Source organism: Variovorax sp. FG153, assembly GCF_057809595.1.
Genome location: NZ_JBMDKG010000022.1, coordinates 25,249 through 44,054, shown reverse-complemented (window position 1 = coordinate 44,054; position 18,806 = coordinate 25,249). Strand labels below are relative to the sequence as shown.

At 71.3% G+C, this 18,806-nt stretch carries 20 protein-coding genes; 6 read left to right on the top strand and 14 right to left on the bottom strand.

What is annotated here, in order from left to right:
- Positions 1 to 161: 161 nt before the first annotated feature.
- Positions 162 to 824, top strand: a complete 663-nt coding sequence (locus ACODT0_RS22765) for a TetR/AcrR family transcriptional regulator (protein WP_489042321.1) — start codon at positions 162 to 164, stop codon at positions 822 to 824.
- Positions 825 to 854: 30 nt separating this feature from the next.
- Here ACODT0_RS22765 and ACODT0_RS22760 read toward each other — a convergent pair whose 3' ends face one another.
- Positions 855 to 1,946 carry an NADH:flavin oxidoreductase/NADH oxidase gene (locus ACODT0_RS22760; protein ID WP_489042320.1) on the bottom strand — a complete coding sequence of 364 codons (1,092 nt, stop codon included), beginning with the start codon at positions 1,944 to 1,946 and terminating at the stop codon, positions 855 to 857.
- Between the two features lie 100 nt (positions 1,947 to 2,046).
- Here ACODT0_RS22760 and ACODT0_RS22755 point away from each other — a divergent pair, with 100 nt between their 5' ends.
- Complete coding sequence (locus tag ACODT0_RS22755; protein ID WP_489042319.1) at positions 2,047 to 2,367, top strand: ArsR/SmtB family transcription factor; 321 nt, start codon at positions 2,047 to 2,049, stop codon at positions 2,365 to 2,367.
- Between the two features lie 10 nt (positions 2,368 to 2,377).
- Here ACODT0_RS22755 and ACODT0_RS22750 read toward each other — a convergent pair whose 3' ends face one another.
- The 13 genes from ACODT0_RS22750 to ACODT0_RS22690 all read right to left on the bottom strand — a co-directional run bounded on the left by ACODT0_RS22750 (position 2,378) and on the right by ACODT0_RS22690 (position 14,321).
- Entirely contained in the window at positions 2,378 to 2,662 is a 285-nt protein-coding gene (locus ACODT0_RS22750; protein WP_057590142.1) for a putative quinol monooxygenase, read from the bottom strand.
- Between the two features lie 51 nt (positions 2,663 to 2,713).
- Positions 2,714 to 3,397 carry a DUF2894 domain-containing protein gene (locus tag ACODT0_RS22745; protein ID WP_489042318.1) on the bottom strand — a complete coding sequence of 228 codons (684 nt, stop codon included), beginning with the start codon at positions 3,395 to 3,397 and terminating at the stop codon, positions 2,714 to 2,716.
- On the bottom strand, positions 3,390 to 4,061 hold the full coding sequence (locus ACODT0_RS22740) for an OmpA family protein (protein WP_489042317.1): 672 nt from the start codon (positions 4,059 to 4,061) through the stop codon (positions 3,390 to 3,392). Before ACODT0_RS22740 ends, ACODT0_RS22745 begins: the two co-directional genes overlap by 8 nt.
- Positions 4,061 to 6,577 carry a DUF802 domain-containing protein gene (locus ACODT0_RS22735; RefSeq protein ID WP_489042316.1) on the bottom strand — a complete coding sequence of 839 codons (2,517 nt, stop codon included), beginning with the start codon at positions 6,575 to 6,577 and terminating at the stop codon, positions 4,061 to 4,063. Before ACODT0_RS22735 ends, ACODT0_RS22740 begins: the two co-directional genes overlap by 1 nt.
- A 10-nt stretch (positions 6,578 to 6,587) precedes the next feature.
- Entirely contained in the window at positions 6,588 to 7,322 is a 735-nt protein-coding gene (locus tag ACODT0_RS22730) for a DUF3348 domain-containing protein (RefSeq protein ID WP_489042315.1), read from the bottom strand.
- A gap of 167 nt (positions 7,323 to 7,489) precedes the next feature.
- A complete protein-coding gene (locus tag ACODT0_RS22725) occupies positions 7,490 to 8,143 on the bottom strand; it encodes an aspartate/glutamate racemase family protein (RefSeq protein ID WP_489042314.1) in 654 nt (217 codons plus the stop codon).
- On the bottom strand, positions 8,140 to 8,850 hold the full coding sequence (locus ACODT0_RS22720) for a GntR family transcriptional regulator (protein ID WP_093345398.1): 711 nt from the start codon (positions 8,848 to 8,850) through the stop codon (positions 8,140 to 8,142). Before ACODT0_RS22720 ends, ACODT0_RS22725 begins: the two co-directional genes overlap by 4 nt.
- The gene (locus ACODT0_RS22715; protein ID WP_489042313.1) at positions 8,847 to 9,773 is read right to left on the bottom strand and encodes a polysaccharide deacetylase family protein; all 927 of its coding nucleotides are present in this window, start codon (positions 9,771 to 9,773) and stop codon (positions 8,847 to 8,849) included. Before ACODT0_RS22715 ends, ACODT0_RS22720 begins: the two co-directional genes overlap by 4 nt.
- A gap of 2 nt (positions 9,774 to 9,775) precedes the next feature.
- Complete coding sequence (locus ACODT0_RS22710) at positions 9,776 to 10,570, bottom strand: ABC transporter permease (protein ID WP_093345404.1); 795 nt, start codon at positions 10,568 to 10,570, stop codon at positions 9,776 to 9,778.
- A 61-nt stretch (positions 10,571 to 10,631) separates the two neighbouring features.
- Positions 10,632 to 11,498, bottom strand: a complete 867-nt coding sequence (locus ACODT0_RS22705) for an ABC transporter permease (RefSeq protein WP_296742429.1) — start codon at positions 11,496 to 11,498, stop codon at positions 10,632 to 10,634.
- Entirely contained in the window at positions 11,495 to 12,586 is a 1,092-nt protein-coding gene (locus ACODT0_RS22700; RefSeq protein WP_296742432.1) for an ABC transporter ATP-binding protein, read from the bottom strand. The genes ACODT0_RS22705 and ACODT0_RS22700 overlap by 4 nt, the downstream gene beginning before the upstream one ends.
- A gap of 10 nt (positions 12,587 to 12,596) precedes the next feature.
- Positions 12,597 to 13,637 carry an extracellular solute-binding protein gene (locus ACODT0_RS22695; protein WP_296742434.1) on the bottom strand — a complete coding sequence of 347 codons (1,041 nt, stop codon included), beginning with the start codon at positions 13,635 to 13,637 and terminating at the stop codon, positions 12,597 to 12,599.
- A gap of 174 nt (positions 13,638 to 13,811) precedes the next feature.
- Positions 13,812 to 14,321, bottom strand: a complete 510-nt coding sequence (locus ACODT0_RS22690; RefSeq protein ID WP_296742437.1) for a DinB family protein — start codon at positions 14,319 to 14,321, stop codon at positions 13,812 to 13,814.
- Between the two features lie 227 nt (positions 14,322 to 14,548).
- On the opposite strand from ACODT0_RS22690, the gene ACODT0_RS22685 reads away from it, so the two are divergent.
- The 4 genes from ACODT0_RS22685 to ACODT0_RS22670 all read left to right on the top strand — a co-directional run bounded on the left by ACODT0_RS22685 (position 14,549) and on the right by ACODT0_RS22670 (position 18,778).
- Complete coding sequence (locus ACODT0_RS22685) at positions 14,549 to 15,589, top strand: VWA domain-containing protein (protein WP_261216763.1); 1,041 nt, start codon at positions 14,549 to 14,551, stop codon at positions 15,587 to 15,589.
- 76 nt (positions 15,590 to 15,665) lie between these two features.
- The gene (locus tag ACODT0_RS22680; RefSeq protein WP_296742441.1) at positions 15,666 to 16,679 is read left to right on the top strand and encodes a LysR substrate-binding domain-containing protein; all 1,014 of its coding nucleotides are present in this window, start codon (positions 15,666 to 15,668) and stop codon (positions 16,677 to 16,679) included.
- 294 nt (positions 16,680 to 16,973) lie between these two features.
- A complete protein-coding gene (locus ACODT0_RS22675) occupies positions 16,974 to 17,459 on the top strand; it encodes a thioesterase family protein (RefSeq protein ID WP_296742444.1) in 486 nt (161 codons plus the stop codon).
- Complete coding sequence (locus ACODT0_RS22670; protein WP_479669011.1) at positions 17,456 to 18,778, top strand: phenylacetate--CoA ligase family protein; 1,323 nt, start codon at positions 17,456 to 17,458, stop codon at positions 18,776 to 18,778. Before ACODT0_RS22675 ends, ACODT0_RS22670 begins: the two co-directional genes overlap by 4 nt.
- Positions 18,779 to 18,806: the final 28 nt, after the last annotated feature.

Below are 18,806 nucleotides of genomic sequence, written 5' to 3'. Positions count from 1 at the left end.
ACGAAGGGATTCGTCCTCTTTCGAGGGTGATTTCCTGCGATGCCTGATTAAAACGCCGTCAAATATAAAAGTAAATCTCCATTCATATATCGTAAACCCTAGGTTTAGGCCAAAGAGAGAGGAGCCTCTATTGCATAATCGCAAGTAAAGGAAGATTCAGAATGGAAGCAGAGGTAGCAGTCCGCAAGCGTGCGACCACCAAGGGCGACGCGACCCGCGAGGCGGTCAAGCAGGCGGCCAAGCGCGCGATCGCGAGCGACGGGTTCTCGGGCGTGAAGATCGCGGACATCATGGCCAAGGCCGGCAAGTCGCCGGGCGCCTTCTACCTGTACTTCAAGACCAAGGAGCAGTTGCTGCTCGAGTTGGTCGAGGACTTCCGCCGCCGCCTCAAGGACGAGGTCAACAAGCCGCTCGAGGAGCGGGAGACGGCGTTCGACACGCTGTCCACGCGGCTGGGCGCGTTCTGGAAGATCTACCGCGACGACTGGCCCACGGCCACCGCGGCCTTCCAGATGGCGATGGTCGACAGCCAGTTCGAACGCGCCTGGCGCAACGTGCGCCAGCAGGGCATCCGCGGTGTCTCCGCGCTGATCGAGCTGTCCAAGAAGCAGGGCTATGCGCGCGACCTCGACACCGAGCTCGCGGCCTCCGCGCTGTGCTCGATGCTCGAATACACCTGCTACAACTGGACCGCAAAGGGGGGCGACTTCCCCGATCGCTTTATCGACGACTCCACCGCCGTGAAGGTGCTTTCCTATCTCTTCGTCAACGCGGTGAGCGGCGGCCACGGGCTGCCGGGGTCGCAGCCAGGCGTCGCTGCCTGAGCCCGCCGCCGGGCTCCCGCGTCGCGCAAATCACGAGGACCGGTAGCGCTCCAGCCAATGCGCGTAAGGCGCCGGCAGCGTCCAGGCCGCCTTGTCCACGCCGAGCTCGAGCGCGGCGCGGTACGGCCAGTGCGGATTTGCGAGCAGCGGCCGGCCCAGCGTGACCAGGTCGACGGTGCCGCCGGCGACCAGCTCGTCCGCCTGCCGGGGCTCGCTGATGAACCAGCTCGTGGTGGCGGGCAGGCCCGTTTCGCGTCGCACGCGCTGCGCGATCGGCGCCATCAGCGCCGGGCCCCACGGGATCTTCGCGGTGGGCGTCGAGAAGCCGATGCTGACGTCGATAAAGTCGAGGCCGGCCGCCTTGAGCCTGCGCACGAGCTCGATGCCTTCCTCGAGGTCGTCCTGGCCGGCGAACTCGGTCACGCCGAAGCGGGCCGCGAGCGGCAGGCGTTCGGGCCAGACCTCGCGCACGGCGGCGAGCGTCTCGATCAGGAAGCGCGCGCGGCCTTCGAAGTCGCCGCCGTAGGCGTCGGTCCGCTTGTTGGACCAGGTCGAGAAGAAGCTCTGCGCGAGGTAGCCGTGCGCGAAATGCAGCTCGAGCCATTCGAAGCCCGCGTCGAGCGCGCGCCGGGCCGCGGCCACGAAGTCGCCCTTGACGCGCTGGATGTCGGCCAAGGTCATGGCCTCGGGCACCTTCGGGAGGCCGCCGCCGAACGCGACGGCCGAGGGGGCGATGGTCTGCCAGCCGCGCGCGTCGTCGGCGGCAATGTGGTCGTCGCCTTCCCAGGGCCGGTTGGCGCTCGCCTTGCGCCCGGCGTGGGCGATCTGGATGCCGGGCACGGCGCCCGCGGCTTTGACCGAGGCGACGATCTTGCGCCATTCGTCGGCCTGCGCGTCGGTCCAGATCCCGGCGCATCCGGGCGTGATGCGGCCCTCGGGCGAGACGGCCGTGGCTTCGGCGATGACCAGGGCCGCGCCGCCGCGCGCGAGGCCCGACAGATGGACGTGGTGCCAGTCGTTGACCACGCCGTCGACGGCGGAGTACTGACACATCGGCGAGACGATCATGCGGTTTTTCAGCGTGACGTCTTTCAGGGTGAAAGGCGAGAAGAGGCTTGACATCGGATCCCCGGTGAACGTGTGAATGACAAGATTCGATAGTACTCTAGTTCGATAAATATCGAACAATAGGACAAATCGCGATCCGTGCTATGGTCGCGCGATGCGCAGCCTCCACCATCCGGCCCTCGACGATGTCTCGCTGACCCAGGTCCTCTATGCCCTGAGCGATCCCGAGCGGCTGCGCGTGGTGCACGAACTGGCCGGTTGCGGCGAGGCCACCTGCGCCGCGCTGGGTGGCGGCAGGGCGAAGTCGAGCATGTCGCATCACTTCAGGGTGTTGCGCGAAGCGGGCATCGTGCGCACCCGCACCGACGGCCCGGCGCACATGAACGAACTGCGCCGCAAGGAAGTCGACAAGCGCTTTCCCGGCCTGCTGAAGGCCGTGCTCGCGGTCCAGGAGCCGGCCGCGAAGCAGGGCTGAGGGCGCTGCCTCAGACCCGCTCGAAGCTCTGCACCTGCTTCGAGACCACCCAGTCGGTCGTCAGGCTGTTGAAGCTCTGGAAGTGCGCGCTCGCCAGATGCGCGTCGAAGGCCGCGCGGTCGTCGTAGACCTCGTAGAGGAAGACATGGCCCGCGTCGTCGGGCGCCACGCAGACGTCGAACTGCCGGCAGCCGGGCTCGTGCTCGACCGAGCGCGAGGCGTTGGCCTTGATCTCGCGGAGGAAGTCTTCCCGGTGTTCGGGGGCGATGTGGAAGTGGACGGTGACGATGTGCATGGAGGCCACATTCAATGTGTTTCCCCATGGCCCTGCGGCAAAAGGGGACGTTCAGCCCGACTTCCCGCGTCCCGACTTCTTCCCGCCCTCGGCCCGCGCCGTGGGTGCCGAAGCCTGGCTGGCCTGCAACTGCTCCACCCACAGCAAGGTGTCGACGTAGGTCATGAAGCGGTTGAGGTACTCGGGCGAGAGATCGCGCATGAGGATCAGCGCGCGGTGCACGAGGTGGTGCGAATTGAGCGGACCCGCGTTCTCGGGCATCTTCGCGAGCGACTGCGTGAGCCGGCGATCGGCGCTCAGGCGCGACCAGGTGCCGCGGAAGTAGCGCATGGTCTTGAGCTCGGCGGGCGCGGCGGCGACGGACGAGGCGGGGCTCGCCGACGTGGCGCGAGCCGGCACGGCACCGCTGGGCGCCGAGGCTTCCTCGGACAGCGGCGACTGGCGCGCGATGTGTTCGACGAGCTCGGCGAGCGCGCTGCGTGGCAATGGCCGCGCAGCCGCGGCCGGCGCCTGCGGCACCGCCTTCTCGAAGTCCTCGCCGTAGCGGCTCAGCAGTTGCCGCAGCCGCTCGTCGAGCAGCCGCCTGGCCTCGCCATGCTGCGCCGCGGTGCGTTTCGCGAGCGTCTCGATGAAATGCAGCCGCACGGGATCGAAGCGCTCGGCCCCGCGCGCGCGCCAGGCCGCGACGACCGCGAGCGGGTCGTTGTTCGCGTCGATGGGCGCGTCGCTACTCACGGGCCTTCGCTGCGGTGCCGGTGCCCGCCGCATAGGAGGGGCGCGGCGTCGGCGCCATCTCCACGCGCCGGTTCTTCGCGCGGCCATCGGCATCGGCATTCGAGGCCACGGCCTGTTCGGCGCCGAAGGCCGCGGCGAACACCGCGGAGGAGGGCACGCCTTCCTCGATCAGCGTGCGGGTCACGGTCAGCGCGCGCTGGGCCGAGAGCTCCCAGTTGTCGGCGAACAGGCGCGCGCCCTCGCGCATCTGGCGGTTGTCGGTGAAGCCGCTCACCATCAGGATCTCGTCGCGCGAACGCAAGTAGGTGGCCAGCGGCGCCGCCAGGCTGCGCAGCACCTGCCGGCCCTCGGGCTGCAGGTCGGCGGAGTTGAAGGCGAACAGCACGCTGCCGCTGATGCCGATGCGCCCGTTGTTGAGCGTGACGCGGCCCGCGGCCAGCGGCCCGGCCAGCGCCTTCTCGAGCGCCTCGCGGCGCTGCGCCTCGGCCTGGCGCTGCTTGACCTCGGATTCGAGCCTGGCCGCGAGGTCGAGCTGCATGCCGATCGCGCAGACCAGGATCAGCACGAAGGCGCCGAGCAGGCCCGACATCAGGTCGCCGAAGACGGCCCAGACCGGCACGCTGGTGTCGAGACCGGCGTCGTCGATGTCCGCGTCCTGGCGCATCACGCCTCGCTGGCCACGGCGGCGGGCTGCCGGCTGGCGATCTGCTGCAGGTCTTCGACGATCTGCTTCTGCGACATGATGCTGAGGTCGATGACCTCGCGCGCCTGCGCCACGTAGTAGGCCAGCTGTTCGTCGCTGCGCGCCATCGACTTGCCAAGCGCGCCTTCCACGCGCTGCAGGTGCGCCACCAGCTTGTCGTTCGATTCGCCGAAGCGCTGCACCGCGAAGCCGAAGGTCTCGCCGAGGCTCGCGACCTCGACCGCGCTGCCCGTGACCTGCGCGGCCACCTCGGCCATCTTGCCGGTCTGCGTCTCCACCTGTTCGGCGAAGCGGCTGCCCGCGCGCTCCATGGCCTCGGCCGAGGCCGCCACCAGCGCGTCGACCGCACTGCGCTGCTCGGTGGAGGCATGGTTGACCGCGTCGAGCAGCGTGCCCAGCGTCTCGAGCAGGCGGTTGCGTTCCTCGAGCATCGCGTTGTCGCGCGCCATGCTGTCCGACAGCTTCTGGCGCAGCTCCGACACCACCTCGGCGGCGGCGCGCGGCGCTTCGGCGGCCGCTTGCAGCAGCTGCGCGATCTCGGTGACGGTGCGCTTGGCATGCGCCTCGTTCTGCGACGACATCTCGCCGGCGGTCTTCGTCAGCGCATCGAGCAGCTGGCGCTGCTGGTCGGCGCTGTGCGCACCGGCCTGCCGCCATTCACGCTGCAGCGAAGTGGCCATGGACTCGAGCGAACCGGTCCAGGCGGCGAGGCGCTGTTCGTCGCGCGACGAGAGGTCGGCCTGCGTCTCGAGCAGCTTCTGTTGATGGTTGAGCGCATGGGCACCGGCCTGTTGCCATTCCTGCCGCAGCGACGCGGCCATGGCCTCGAGCGAGCCGGTGAAGGCCGCGAGGCGCTCCTCGTCGCGCGCGGCGAGGTCGGCTTGCGTTGCGAGCAGCTTCTGCTGATGGCCCAGCACATGGCTGCCCGCCTGTTGCCATTCCTGCTGCAGCGACGCGGCCATCGCCGCGAGCGAGCGGGTCCAGGCCGACAGCCGTTCCTCGTCGCGCGACGAGAGATCGGCCTGGGTGTCGAGCAGCTTCTGCTGGTGGATCAGTGCCTGCGCGCCGGCCTGCTGCCATTCCTTCTGCAGGGCCGCGCCCATCGAGGTCAGCGATTCGGTCCAGGCCGCGAGCCTTTGCTCGTCGCGCGCGGCCAGTGCAGCCTGCAGCTCGCCCCGCGCGTCGCCCACGGTGCGCAGCAGCGAGGCCGCATGCGCCTCGAAGGCCGTGGCGGCGGCCGACAGCGCCTGCTGCGCGTCGCCCGAGAGCCTGTCGCTCGTCTCCTGATGCCGCGCCAGCGCCTGTTGCCAGGTGTCGGACACCTTGCCGACCGTGGTCTCGAGCCGCGTCGACACGCCGTCGACCAGCGCGGTCGAGCGCTGCTCGAAGCTCTGCGCGAAGCCTTCGAGCGAGCCGCGCAGGTCGCTCGACAGCGCCTCGCTGGTGCGCTGGTGCGCGGCGAGCGCGCCCTGCCAGGTGTCGGCCACGCGGCCGGTGCTGGCCTCGAAGCGCGACGACAGGCCCTCGAGCTGCTGCTGCACCGTCTGCGCGATGCTGCCGTGCAGCGAGGCGGTCTCGCGCGCGATGCCGGCCATGGTGGCCTCGACCACCGGCTGGATCGCGGCGCCGGCCACGCGCGCGCTCTCGATCAGGCTGTGCTTGAGCGACTGGTCGACCGAGCTCGCGAGGCCGGCGTAGACCGCCTCGGCCTTGCCGTGGAACTCGGCCTGGTTGCCGATCAGGCGCTCGCTGAGCACCTGGGTCTGGCGCTCCATCGCGCCCATCATGGCCTGCAGCTGGCCGACCAGCTCGGGCATCAGGTCGGCCTGGCGCTGCAGCAGCTTGAAGGATTCGTCGCGCCGGTGCGCCTGCGAGTGCACGCGCAGGGTGCTCGCGATCTTCGCGTCGAGCGCCTGCGAGGCCTGCAGCCGTTCGCGCCGGCACAGCGCCGACACCAGGCCCAGCGCCGCCGAGGCCGCCACGCCGGCCACCGAGGTGCCGAAGGCGAGGCCGAGGCCGCGCACCGGGGCCGAGAGCGATTCGCGGATCGCCTCGAGGTCAGTCGCGCCCTGCAGCGCCGCGCCGGTGCCGTTGAGCGTGACCACCATGCCGAGGAAGGTGCCGAGCATGCCCAGCAGCACCAGCAGGCCCGCGAGGTAGGGCGCCAGCGCCGGCCCGGGCAGGCCCACGCGTTCGCCCTCGACGCGCAGGCGCACCGCGTTGCGCAGCGAGGGATGCAGCGAGGCGAGCCAGTCGCCGAGGCTGGCCGGGGGCTCGGACAGCGCGTTCGTCGCCTGCACCAGCGAGCCCGTGGCCTGCTGGAAGCGGTGCAGTTCGAGCCCGCCCATCAGGTAGAACGCGGCCACGAGCCCGGTGACGGCCAGCGCCAGCGTGTTCGTGCCGATGTAGCCGGCGCCGACCCAGCCGACGACGGCCAGGCCTGCGACGAACACGGCGTGATGGAGAAATCGGGTCATGTGTATCCAGTCAGCCCTTGTGACCGGCGCGCAGGGCTTCGAGCAGCCCGTCGACCGGTTGAAATCGAAAGTCCAGTTCGGCCTGCAGCACGTCCTGGATGTCCTTGCGGAAGACCGCGAGCCAGTCGGCATGGCCGCCGGCGGCGTTGTCTTCCGCGCCCGTTTCCTCGTCCTGGCGGGCCTTGCGCAGCCGCGCGAAGCGCTTCTCGAGCGCCGCCGGCACGCTCGCCAGCAGGCTGCGTTCGCGCGCGCCCAGCACCTGTTCCATCACCACGTCGACGGCGGCGAGCCGCGCCATGTCGTGCGAACCGGCCGCGAGCCGCGCGCGCAGCCGGCCGCGCAGCGGGCCGATGGCCGTCTCCATCGCCTGCTGCCGCGCGAGGTAGCGCTGGCGCATCGGCGCGAAGTCGGGCGGCGGCGTTTCGGCGCCGGCGGTGGCCGCGGCCGCGCGTGCCTTGGCGGGCGCGAAGCTGCTGTCCTCGGCGATCGCCTGGGCCAGCGCGGCGCGCACGCGCGCGCATTCGCTTTCATCGGCGCGCACCGAACCCCGCGGGGCCGGCGGCAGGCTGGCCGGCGTGCCGTTGAGGGCGGCCGACAGCGAGATCGCGTCGGTCCAGCCGAACCATTGGCTCAGCCGGTCCGCCGAAGCCTGTTCGGATTCGCGGATGTCGCCATCGGTCAGTCGGGAGAGCAAGCGGACGAGCGCCGAACCGTTGAAACCAGTGCGCTGTGGAACGTGCGCCATGCCAGAGTCGGAAAAACCCGGCAGTCTACACCGCCGACCCTCGGCGGAATCCCGAGGCCGGGCCCGCTGGCAGTGGCCCGGACGGCGTTTCGCCAGGGGCGGCGCGGGCCAGCGAGCGGGGCACGAATTTGTATCGAAATCCAACCCGCCCGCGCCGGGCCCGGCGCTCAGGCCGGGGGCTTGGGCAGCGCGTGTGCGAGCAGCGCCACGGCCGCCTCGACCGGCCGGTCCACCGCCAGGCCCTCGGCCCAATCGAAGCGCAGCCCTTCGAAGGCCGCCCCGCCGGGCACCAGCCGCGTTGCGCCGGCCGCGCGCGCGCGGGCCGACAGCGCGCGCACCTGCGCGCGGAAGCGCTCGGGATCGGCCCGCAGCGCCGCGCCGTCGCCATCGAGCGCGAACACGCCCGCCAGCAGGTGCGACGCGCCGCCGGCCGCCACGCAGTCGGTGAGGATCGGCACCCAGGTCGCGCCCGCCGTGAGGATCGCGAAGCGCTCGCCGCGTTGCCGCGCGGCCAGGATGGCGGCCTCCGCCAGGCCGGTCACGGGCACGCCGGCGCGCTCGCGCAGCACCGCCAGCCCGGGGTCGCCGAAGCAGGCCAGCAGGATGGCGTCGGCGCGCGGCGCCTCGGCCAGCAGCGCCGGCATCGCGGCCGCGGCCGCGTCGTAGCTCGGGCGGTCCTTGATCACCGGCGGCCCGGCGGAGGCGGTCCAGCCGATGGCCCGCAGGCCCGGCGGCAGCAGCGCGCGGGCGGCCGAGACCACGGCTTCGGTCATCGCCTGGCTGGTGTTCGGGTTGAGCACCAGCAGCGTGGCGTCGCTCATCGGCCTTCGTCCGTGGACTGCGCGGCGCGCTGGCCCGCCCACATGCGCAGCAGCACGCCCACCACGTCCTGCGAGGGCGCGGCCGCGCCGGGTCGCAGCCGGGTCTCGACCAGCGACAGGTGCGAGCGCATCGCGCGCGCGGCACCGCCGCCGTCGCCCTTGAGCAGCGAGGTGAAGATGTCGCGGTGCTCGTCGCAGGCGCATTGCGCCGAATGCGGCGCCTCGTACATCGCCACCAGCATCGAGGTCCGGCTCACCAGTTCCTGCATCTGCTGCAGGATGAAGGTGTTGCCCGTGGCCTCGGCCAGGATCATGTGGAAGTCGGCCGACAGCCGCACCGAGGTGGCGCGGTCGCCCTCGGCCAGCGCGGCCTGCTCGCGTTCCATGTGCTCGTCGAGGCGGCGCAGCGCCTCGGCGCCCGCGTTCTGCGCCAGGTGGGCGACGATGCCGCCCTCGAGGATGCGGCGTGCGTCGTAGATCGAGCGCGCCTGCTCGAGCGAGGGCGCGGCCACGAAGGCGCCGCGGTTCGGGATCATCTCGATCAGCCGGTTGGTGCCCAGCCGCAGCAGGATCTTGCGGATGCGCTCGCGGCTCACGCCGAAGACCTCGGCCAGCGCGGTCTCGCGCAGCGGTGCGCCGGGCGCGAGCGCGCCGGCCAGCAGCGCGCGCGAGAGCGTGTCGTAGACCGCGTCCTCGCGTTCCTTCATGCGGCCGTGCCCTCGTCGGTGTGCGCCAACCAGTGGCGGGCGATGCGTTCGCGGCTGGTCACCCAGGCGCCGCCCTTGTCGTGGAGGTGGCGCAGGATGCGCTCGAGCGCGCCGATGCGCCCGGGCCGGCCGATCATGCGCAGGTGCAGGCCCACCGACAGCATGCGCGGCGCGTCGCTGCCCTCGCGCCACAGCCAGTCGTAGGCGGCACAGACGTAGTCGGCGAAGGCGTCGCCGGTATCGAAGCGCTGGGTGTTCTGGAACTGCATGTCGTTGGTGTCGAAAGCATAGGGCAGCACGAGGTGCGGCCGGCCGTCGACCGCCACGCGGTAGGGCGTGTCGTCGTTGTAGGCGTCGCTGTCGTAGAGGAAGCCGCGCTCCACCAGCAGGCGGCGCGTGTGCGGGCTCGGGTTGGAGCGCGTGTGCCAGCCCACGGGGCGGCGCCCGGTGGCGGCCTCGATCGCGGTGCAGCAGCGGTCGATGGCCAGCCGCTCCTCGTCGAGCGTGAGGTCGATGCCGCGCTCCCAGCGCCAGCCGTGCGCCGAGACCTCGTGGCCGGCCTGCGATGCGTGCCGCGCCAGCCACGGCGAGCGCTCCACCGCGCGGCCGCAGGCGCTGAGCGTGAAGTGCCCGCCATGCTGCTCGAACAGGTCGGCGATGCGCCAGTAGGCCACGCGCGTGCCGTACTCGAAGTGGCTGTCGATGCAGCGGTCGGGCACCGGCTGGCCGTCGATCACCTCGTAGATGGCCTCGTTGCGGCTGTCGCCGTCGGTCATGGAGAACTCCGCGCCCTCCTCGAAGTTGACGACGAAGGAGACGGCCACGCGCGCCGCCTCGGGCCAGTGCACGGCGGGCAGGTCGCGGCCGTAGCCGATGAAGTCGCGCGTGGAGGGTGGAGTGGAAGCAGGGGATGAATCGGCCATGGTCAGAACTGGGCCAGCCGGCGCAGGCCGACCAGCCTTTCGGCGATGAAGAGCACCACGGCGGCCAGCAGGATCAGGCAGGCCGAGATGGCGGCGATGGTGGGGTCTGGCGACTCCTCCAGGTAGTGCAGGATCTCGATCGGCAGCGTCTTGCTGCGCGCGTCGGTCAGGAAGATCGAGATCGGGTAGTTGTCCATCGAGGCGAGGAAGGCGAACAGCCCCGAGGTCAGGAAGGCCGGTGCCAGCGCCGGCACCATCACCTGCAGCAGCGCGCGCGGGCGCGACAGCCCCAGGGTCTGCGCCGCCTCGAGCAGCCGGGTGTCGAACAGCGCCAGGCTCGCATGCACCGTGCGCGTGACGTAGGGCAGGGTGATGACCACGTGCCCGATCAGCAGGCTCCAGAACACGTTGGCCAGCCCGACCGCGCGGAAGGCCTGCAGCAGCGCCACGCCGATCACCAGCCCCGGCATCATCAGCGGCGAGACCAGGAAGGCCAGCAGCGCCTCGCGGCCGCGGAAGCGCCCCTGCTCGATCGCGATCGCGCACAGCGTGCCGAGCACCAGCGCCGCCAGCGTCGCGCCCGCGGCCACCGCGGCCGACAGCAGCACGGTGTCGGCCAGGCCCTCCTTGGCCAGCATCGCGCGGTACCAGCGCAGCGACCACTGGCCCTCGGGCAGGTTGAACACCGGCGAGGGGCTGAACGAGACCAGCACCACCACCACCAGCGGCGCGAGCATGAAGACCGCGGTCGCCGCCATCAGCAGCCCGCCCGCGAGGCGGTTCCAGCGTGTGCTCATCGAAGTACCTCCGTGCTTCGCACTGCGGTGCGAGCTTGCTTGGGGCGGCCCGGCGCGGCGCTCATGTCGTGGCTCCTTGTGGCTGCGCGCGCGCCTGCAGCCGGCGCGTGAGCAGCGTGCTGCCCACCACCACCGCGACCGCGATGGCCAGCAGGATCACCGCGAGCGTCGAGCCCGACTGCCGGTCGCGCATGAACAGGTAGGCGCGCGCCAGCAGCGCGGGCAGGGTCTGGTAGCGGTCGCCCACCAGCAGCGCGGGGATCACGTACATCGACACCGCCATCGAGAACACGAAGGCCGAACCCGCCACCACGCCCGGCAGCGACAGCGGCCAGGTCACGCGCGCGAAGGCATGCAGCGGCGCCGCGCCGAGCGTGGCGGCGGCCTCGGCCAGGCGCGAGTCGATCTGGCGCGCCACCGTGAACACCGGCAGCACCATGAAGGGCAGGAACACGTGCACCGCGGCGATCACCAGCCCGCGCTCGTTGAACAGCAGCCGCGCCGGCTCGTCGACCAGCCCCAGGCCCAGCAATACCTGGTTGACCAGGCCGTTGCTGCGCAGCAGGATGGTCCAGGCGAAGCTCTTGACCACCACGCCCACCGACAGCGGCAGGATCAACGCGAGGAACATCAGCCCCTGCACCGGCAGCGAGGCGCGCGCCATGGCGAAGCCCACCGGGTAGCCGATCAAGAGGCACAGCAGCGTGACGAGCAGCGCGATCTTCAGCGTGTTCCAGACCACGACGGCGCTGAAGGGATCGGTCGCGAAGCGCGCGTAGCCCGCGAGCGAGAAGCCGCCCTGTTCGCCCTGGAAGCTGGTGGCCAGCAGCGCGGCCAGCGGCAGCACGAACAGCAACACGAGGTAGCCCGTGCCCGGCACGGCGAGCCAGCCCGGCGATCCTTCGGCGCGGCGCATGGTGCCGCTCATGGCGCCGCCTCGGCCGCGAACAGCAGCGTGTCGGACACCGGCCATTGCACCGACAGCGTCTCGCCGGGGCGCGGCGCCAGGTCGTCGTGGGCCGGGAATTCCGCGAGCAGCGTCGCGCCGCCGCCGGGCGCGCTGAAGTAGACCAGCCGGTTGGCGCCGCGGTAGACCGTCTGGCTCACCACCAGCGACAGCCGGTTCATGCCCGCGGCCGCGGGCTGCGGATCGCGCGAGGCACGCAGCCGCTCGGGCCGCACGCCCACCAGCACCTCGTGGCGCAGGCCGCCCGCGCCGACGTCGCGCGCGCGCTCGGCCGGCACCTCGATCTCGCCGCAGGCGGTGCGCACGCGCGCGCCCTCGAGCGTGCCGCGCCATTGCGAGGAGAGGCCCACGAAGTTGAGCGCGAACTCGGTGCGCGGCTGGCCGTAGATGTGCTCGGGCACGTCGAGCTGTTCGATCGCGCCGCGGTTCATCACCGCGATGCGGTCGGACATCACCAGCGCCTCTTCCTGGTCGTGCGTGACGAAGATCGCCGTCATGCCCGCGTCGCGCAGGATCTGGCGCAGCTCGACCTGCATGGTCTCGCGCAGCTTGCGATCGAGCGCCGACAGCGGCTCGTCGAGCAGGATCAGCCGCGGCCGCGTGGCGATCGCGCGCGCCACCGCCACGCGCTGCTGCTGGCCGCCCGACAGCGCCGAGATCGGCCGGTCCGCGAGCGCCGCGAGCCGCACCGAGCGCAGCGCCGCGTCCACCGCCGGCGCGAGCTCGGCGCGCGGCGTGCCGCGGGCCTTCAGGCCGAAGGCGATGTTCTCGCTGACCGTGAGGTGCGGGAACAGCGCATAGCTCTGGAACACCACGCCGATGTTGCGCTGGTGCGCGGGCAGCGCGGTCACGTCGCTGCCGCCCACGCGCACCGTGCCGGCGTCGCACGATGCGAGCCCGGCGACGATGCGCAGCAGCGTGGTCTTGCCGCAGCCCGAGGGTCCGAGCAGCGACACGAATTCGCCGGACCCCACCTGCAGGTCCAGCCCGTCCACGACCGTCTGCGCGCCGTAGCGCTTGACGATCCCGCTCAGTTCGAGGGTGCTCATGCGGCGCGCCTCACAGCGCCATCTCGCGGTCCCAGCGCTCCACCCAGGCCTTGCGGTTCTCGGCGATGTAGGCCCAGTCGGGAATGAACACCTCGCCCTTGGGCAGGCCGGCCGGCGCGGCCACGCCGGTGTTGGTGGGCATCGCGAGCGAGATCTCGGCAATCTGCTGCTGCCAGGCACCGAGCATCGCCTCGACGAAGGCATTGGCGAGGTCGGCCTGCGGCCCGCCCCGGACCTTGGCGATGCCGGTCGGCATGGCCATGCCGCCTTCCTTCGGCAGCACGAAGTCGATCGGCGCGCCCTTGGCCTTGCGGTCGAAGGCGTTGAATCCGATCATGCCCGCGATGGCCGTGGCCTCGCCCTGCTCGAGCAGGTTCAGCGCCTGCGGCAGCTGGGTGTAGACGGTCAGCAGGTTGGGCTTGAGCGCCTTGAGCTTGCGGAACGCCGCCTCGGGCTGGTACTGCGAATCCTTCATCGGCTTGCCGGTCTCGAGCGCGGCCGCCACCAGGAACATCGACAGGCCCTCGGTGTTCTGCAGCGAGGGGATCACGACCTTGCCCTTGTTGGCCGGCTCCCACAGCGCCGCGTACGAGGGCAGTTGCTTGAGCTTTCCGGTGTTGACCGCCACGCCGGTGGTCGACTGCATGTAGTTGGCCCACATGCCGTCCATGTGGACCGTGCCGGGCTTGAGCTTCGCGAGGCTGGGAATGTCCTTGGCGGTGAGCGGCTCCAGCACGCCTTCCTTGACGGCCGGGATCATCACCGGGTCGTCCATCAGCACCACCGACATGTACTGGCGGCCCTTGTTGTTGACCATCTTCTCGAGGTTCACGAGCGAGCGCGTGCCCTCGAAGATCACCTTGCAGCCGGTCTGCTTCTCGAACACCGGGATCAGCGGATCGAGGAAGGCCTTGTGGCTGCCCGCGCCGCCGACCACGAGTTCGCGGCCCTTGCCCTGGGCGCGCACCCAGGCCGGCGCGGCCAGCGTGGAAGCGGCGAGGAGTCCCTGCCCGAAGGCGCGGCGCGAGAGGCCGGATGCTGAGCGATTCATCTGCATGTCCTTGGGGGGCGATGCCCCAAATGGGTGGATGGAAGGCCGTGGCAGCCGCCAGTCAGCCCAATAATTGTGCGCTCTTCAAAAGAAATTGTGCACAATTCATGCAGCAAGCCAAATCCGTGCCAACCCCCAGGCGCGGGGTGTAGCGGAAAGAAAACGGGGAGGGCGCTACCTGCGCAACCGGCGCGCCGGCTCGGCCTCGTGCAGGTAGGCCGTGAAGGTGTCGCGCGGCGACGAGCCCGTGTGGCGCGTGAGGATTCGCCCCACCTCGCCGCGGTGGTAGCCGCCATGCGCGATCACGTGGCCCAGCATCTCCTCGCGCGACATGCGGCCGGCCGAGCCGTCGGTGAAGTCGAAGTCGAGGCTGGCTGCCAGCTCGTCGTCGCCGATCGCCTGCACATGCGCCAGGAACCAGCGGTCGTTGTCGCGCACCGCCTGCAGCAGGAGTCCGGGCGCGAGCCGCTCGGGCGAGTGGGTGCCGCCGTAGCCATGGGGCCGGCCCTCGAGGTGGGCCCTGAAGATGCCGTCGACCGCATGGGCGTGGTCGAGGGTGGCCCAGGCCGCCTCGAGGTCGTCGTCGGGCAGCCGGCCCCGCGCGGCCAGCAGGCCCGCGAACAGGCCCTCGTCGGCCCAGGCCTTGTAGCGGAACATCGAGGTCAGCAGCGTGCGTGCGCTCATCGGGGTCTCCTGGCGAGGCGCCGCGGCGCGGCGCGCTTCGGGGCAGGATGATCCCCGGCGCCCATGGCGCGGTCCAATGAAATGCAGCCGCCCCACTGATAAGAGCCCCGCATCAATGCAGGGACTGGCCGGCCGGCCGATTGCGCGGGCGCGGCTTCATGGGCACGATGCTTGCGGATGCGCCGGCGTACGGCCGATCCGCATCCTCCACCTCCAAGGCAGCGCCGATGTCCTTCCTGTGGCCCGGTTACCTCTGGTTCCTGCTGGCGCTCGCGCCGCTGCCGCTGGCCTATGCATGGCTGCTGCGGCGCCGCGGCCGGCTCGCTCAACGCTATGGCCGGCTGCAGACCGAGGGCGCCGCGACGCTGCGGCGCGGCTGGCGCCGGCACCTGCCGCCCGCGCTGTTCCTGCTGGCCTGCGCCGGCCTGCTGTTCGCCGCGGCGCGGCCGGTGGCGCGCGTGCCGCTGCCCTGGGCGCGCACCTCGATCATGCTGGCGATGGACGTCTCGCTGAGCATGCGCGTGAACGACGTCAAGCCAACTCGGCTCGAGGCAGCGCAGGCGGCGGCCAAGTCCTTCCTGCGCGAGCTGCCGCGGCGCATCGAGGTCGGCCTTGTCACCTTCGCCGGCAGCAGCCAGGTCGCGCAGCGCGCCACGCTCGACCGCGATGCGCTCGCGGCCAGCATCGATGCCTTCCAGATGCAGATGGGCACCGCGGTCGGCGATGCGATCGTGCTGTGCCTGGCCGAACTGTTCCCGCAGGACAACATCAGCCTCGGCGAGATGACCTTCGGCGGCAACGCGCCGCGCGGTCGCAGCCTCGACGACAAGGCGAAGCCGCCGCCGCGCCAGATCACGCCGGTGGCGCCCGGCTCCTACGATGCCGCCGCGATCATCCTGCTGAGCGACGGCCGCCGCACCACCGGCATCGACACGCTCGAGGCCGCGAAGATGGCGGCCGACCGCGGCGTGCGCGTCTACGTGATCGGCATGGGCACGCTCGACGGCGACATCGCCGCGCCCGACGGCATGGCGATCTACATGAAGCTCGACGAGCCCACCCTGCGCGAAGTGGCGCGCATGACCGGCGGCGAGTACCACCACGCCGGCACCGCCGAGGCGCTGCACGGCGTCTACGAGAAGCTCGGCTCGCGCGTGCAGGTGCAGCCGCGCGAGAACGAGCTCTCGGGCCTGCTGGCGCTGCTGTCGGCGCTGCTCGCGATCACGGGCGCGGCGCTGTCGGTGCTATGGTTCGGGCGCATCGTCTGAGCCGCGGTTTGCCGCCCGTCACGCGGCGGCGCCACAATCGCGGCCGTACCCGGTGGCCTGCCGGCCGACTCCCTTCATGCAGCACTCCCCATCTCCCTTGCGCACGCGTCCCATCGGTGCCGGCCACCTGCGCGCCTTCGAGGTCGTCGCGCGGCACCTGAACTTCCGCGCCGCGGCCGAGGAGATGGCGCTCACGCAGCCGGCCGTGAGCCGCCAGATCCAGGCGCTCGAGGAGGAGGTCGGCGTGCGCCTGTTCCTGCGCCACACGCGCGCGGTCGAGCTCACGAGCGCCGGCGCCCAGCTGCTGCTCGCGGTGCAGCAGGCGCTGCCGCGCATCGACAGCACCATCCGGCAGATCCGCCAGAGCGCGTCGCGCCGCAGCGTGGCGCTGACCACCTTCGCCTCGTTCGCCTCGATGTGGCTGATCCCGCGGCTGGAGGCCTTCCAGCGCGACCATCCCGACATCGACATCCGCATCGATGCCTCCGACGCGGTGATCGATCTCGAGGTCAGCGACATCGACCTCGCGCTGCGCTACGGCCGCGCCGAGCACATGCCCGAGGGCGCGGTGCGGCTGTTCGGCGAGCACCTGATGCCGGTGGCGAGCCCCTGGCTCATCAAGAGCAGCCCGCCGATCGAGAAGCCCGAGGACCTCGCGCGCTTCACGCTGATCGAGGTCGGCGACGCGCATCCGAGCTACGTCGAGTGGCTGGTCTGGCGCCGCTGGTTCGAGACCAACGGCCTGGCCCGCATCCAGCCGCGCCGCTGGCTCTACTTCAACTACGACTACCAGATGGCGCAGGCCGCGTTGACCGGCCAGGGCGTGGTGCTCGCGCGCAGCCCGCTGATCGCCGAGAGCCTCGCCAACGGCGACCTGGTCGAGGTGCTGCCGCGCCAGCGCATGGATTCGCCGATGGCCTACTGGCTCGTGAGCGGCCCGCGCGATGGCGACGGCCGGCCCGAGCTCCAGGCCTTCGGCGCATGGCTGCTGGAGCAGGCGGTGGCCACGCGCGCCGTGATCGGGGACGCGGTCGGCGACGAGGCGCCGGCGGCACGACGCCAGAGCGCCGCGTCGACGACGGCACCCTGACTGCGCCAGGGCGGCATCGTTTCGCCACGCCGTTCGTCGAGATCCGCTACGCGACCATGACAGCCACGCCGACGGCGGTGGTGGGGCGCGAGCACATCCGCCGCTGACGGGCCACCGTGGCGGGTGGGTCGAATGCTGCCGCCCGTTCAGAAGCTGAACGTTCAGGAGTTGTTCGGTGGCCGCGCGCCGAGGGCCTGACGGCCGCCAAAAGGCCCCAAAAAGCCTCGAAACCACTGCTTTCGGCGCGCAAAAAACGGTGTTTTTCCTTGGCACGGCGCTTGCCATGTCGTGTGCATGACCTCTACCACAGCCACCCCCGAAACACCCGGCGCGCACGGCGCCGATCCCGACGGCCGGCCCGCGCTGCGCGAGGGCGCGACCGGCAGCGCCACGCTCGTCGTCGCGCCGAAGCACCTGGCCAGCGCCTTCGCCGAAGAATCCGGCGAGGCCTATCCGCGGGTGCTCGCCACGCCGGCCCTGGTCGGCCTGCTCGAGCGCGCCTGCGCGGCCATCCTCGTGCCCGCCCTGCGCGCCGGCGAGATGTCGGTCGGACACCGGGTCCAGCTCGTGCACGGCGCGCCCACGGCGCTCGGCCAGGTGGTCCGCGCGAAAGCCACCTTGCTGCGCCGCGAGAAACGCCTCTACGTGTTCGGGGTCGAGGCGCGTGACGACGCGGGCGTCGTGGCCACGGGCGAGCATGCGCGTGCGATCGTGCCGGCCGCCGCGGTCGAAGCCACGGCGCTGCACCGCGCGAACGGCGCCGCGGAGGCCGCGCGATGAGCACCGCCGCGATGCTGCATCCCGAGGTCGAGACGCTCTCGCCCGCGACCCTGCGTTCACTGCAGGAAGCACGCTGGACCGAGCAGTGGCGCTACGTGCGCACCCGCTCGGTGTTCTACCGGCGCAAGCTGTCGGGCTGGCTCGACCGCGCGCTCACCCTCGACGAGCTGCAGGAGCTGCCGCTGACCGAGAAGGACGAACTGCGCCTGAGCCAGGAGGCCGACTACCCGCTCGGCGACTACGTGGCCTGCGCCGAGGGGCGCGTGGTGCGGCTGCACCGCACCTCGGGCACCACGGGCCGGCCGCTGATCCTCGCCAATTCGCGCCGCGACGCCGAGATCGTGGCCGAGGTCGGCGGCCGCTCGATGTGGGCCTCGGGCCTGCGGCCCAGCGACCGCGTGGTGCATTGCCTCAACTACTGCATGTGGACCGGTGGCTTCACCGACCACACCACGCTCGAGGCGGCCGGCGCCACCGTGCTGCCCTTCGGCGTGGGCAACACGCGGCAGCTGATCGATGCCATCCTCGACCTGAAGATCACGGCGATCTCGTGCACGCCGTCCTATCCGGCGCTGCTCGAGAGCGTGCTGCGCCAGCACTATCCGGGGCTGCAGCCGGCCGATCTGGGACTGAAGCTGGGCCTGTTCGGCGGCGAGGCGGGGCTCGACAACGCCGAGTTCCGCGCGCAGATGGAGGCGCGCTGGGGCTTCAAGGTGCGCAACGCGAACTTCGGCCTGTCGGAGGTGATGAGCATCCTCGGCGGCCAAACCGACTGGACCACCGACCTGCTGTTCCACGCCGGCGACGTGGTGTTTGCCGAGATCCTCGATCCCGCCACCCTGCAGCGGCTGCCGATCCGCGAGGGCACGGTCGGCGAGCTGGTCTGCACCCACCTGTGCAAGGAGTGCCAGCCGCTGGTGCGCTACCGCACGCGCGACGTGGTGACGGTGACCGGCACCGAGCCCGGCCCCGACGGCCGCACCGCCTGGCGCTTCCGCGTCAGCGGGCGCACCGACGACATGTTCAACGTGCGCGGCATCAACGTGTTCCCGAGCGCGGTGCGCGCGGCGATCGAGTCGCTGCCCGCGCTGAGCTCGGGGCACTTCCGCATCGTGCTGCGCGGGCCCGGCCCCTACGACCGCGTCGAGCTGCGGGCCGAGGCGGCCGCAGGGCTCGCGCCGGCCGACTGGGAAGCGGCCGCGCGCCGGCTGGAGATCGCGGTGCGCGAGCGCGCGGGCGCGAGTGCGCTGGTGGAAATGGTGCCGTTTGAGTTCTACGAACGCACCGACGGCAAGACCCAGTGGGTCGAGAAGCATTGAAGACCCGCCAGGGACCAACAAACGAGCA

Coding starts and splice junctions, on each gene's coding strand:
- ACODT0_RS22765 (WP_489042321.1), top strand. CDS start 162: ATGGAAGCAGAGGTAGCAGTCCGCAAGCGTGCGACCACCAAGGGCGAC.
- ACODT0_RS22760 (WP_489042320.1), bottom strand. CDS start 1,946: ATGTCAAGCCTCTTCTCGCCTTTCACCCTGAAAGACGTCACGCTGAAA.
- ACODT0_RS22755 (WP_489042319.1), top strand. CDS start 2,047: ATGCGCAGCCTCCACCATCCGGCCCTCGACGATGTCTCGCTGACCCAG.
- ACODT0_RS22750 (WP_057590142.1), bottom strand. CDS start 2,662: ATGCACATCGTCACCGTCCACTTCCACATCGCCCCCGAACACCGGGAA.
- ACODT0_RS22740 (WP_489042317.1), bottom strand. CDS start 4,061: ATGCGCCAGGACGCGGACATCGACGACGCCGGTCTCGACACCAGCGTG.
- ACODT0_RS22735 (WP_489042316.1), bottom strand. CDS start 6,577: ATGACCCGATTTCTCCATCACGCCGTGTTCGTCGCAGGCCTGGCCGTC.
- ACODT0_RS22730 (WP_489042315.1), bottom strand. CDS start 7,322: ATGGCGCACGTTCCACAGCGCACTGGTTTCAACGGTTCGGCGCTCGTC.
- ACODT0_RS22725 (WP_489042314.1), bottom strand. CDS start 8,143: ATGAGCGACGCCACGCTGCTGGTGCTCAACCCGAACACCAGCCAGGCG.
- ACODT0_RS22720 (WP_093345398.1), bottom strand. CDS start 8,850: ATGAAGGAACGCGAGGACGCGGTCTACGACACGCTCTCGCGCGCGCTG.
- ACODT0_RS22715 (WP_489042313.1), bottom strand. CDS start 9,773: ATGGCCGATTCATCCCCTGCTTCCACTCCACCCTCCACGCGCGACTTC.
- ACODT0_RS22710 (WP_093345404.1), bottom strand. CDS start 10,570: ATGAGCACACGCTGGAACCGCCTCGCGGGCGGGCTGCTGATGGCGGCG.
- ACODT0_RS22705 (WP_296742429.1), bottom strand. CDS start 11,498: ATGAGCGGCACCATGCGCCGCGCCGAAGGATCGCCGGGCTGGCTCGCC.
- ACODT0_RS22700 (WP_296742432.1), bottom strand. CDS start 12,586: ATGAGCACCCTCGAACTGAGCGGGATCGTCAAGCGCTACGGCGCGCAG.
- ACODT0_RS22695 (WP_296742434.1), bottom strand. CDS start 13,637: ATGAATCGCTCAGCATCCGGCCTCTCGCGCCGCGCCTTCGGGCAGGGA.
- ACODT0_RS22690 (WP_296742437.1), bottom strand. CDS start 14,321: ATGAGCGCACGCACGCTGCTGACCTCGATGTTCCGCTACAAGGCCTGG.
- ACODT0_RS22685 (WP_261216763.1), top strand. CDS start 14,549: ATGTCCTTCCTGTGGCCCGGTTACCTCTGGTTCCTGCTGGCGCTCGCG.
- ACODT0_RS22680 (WP_296742441.1), top strand. CDS start 15,666: ATGCAGCACTCCCCATCTCCCTTGCGCACGCGTCCCATCGGTGCCGGC.
- ACODT0_RS22675 (WP_296742444.1), top strand. CDS start 16,974: ATGACCTCTACCACAGCCACCCCCGAAACACCCGGCGCGCACGGCGCC.
- ACODT0_RS22670 (WP_479669011.1), top strand. CDS start 17,456: ATGAGCACCGCCGCGATGCTGCATCCCGAGGTCGAGACGCTCTCGCCC.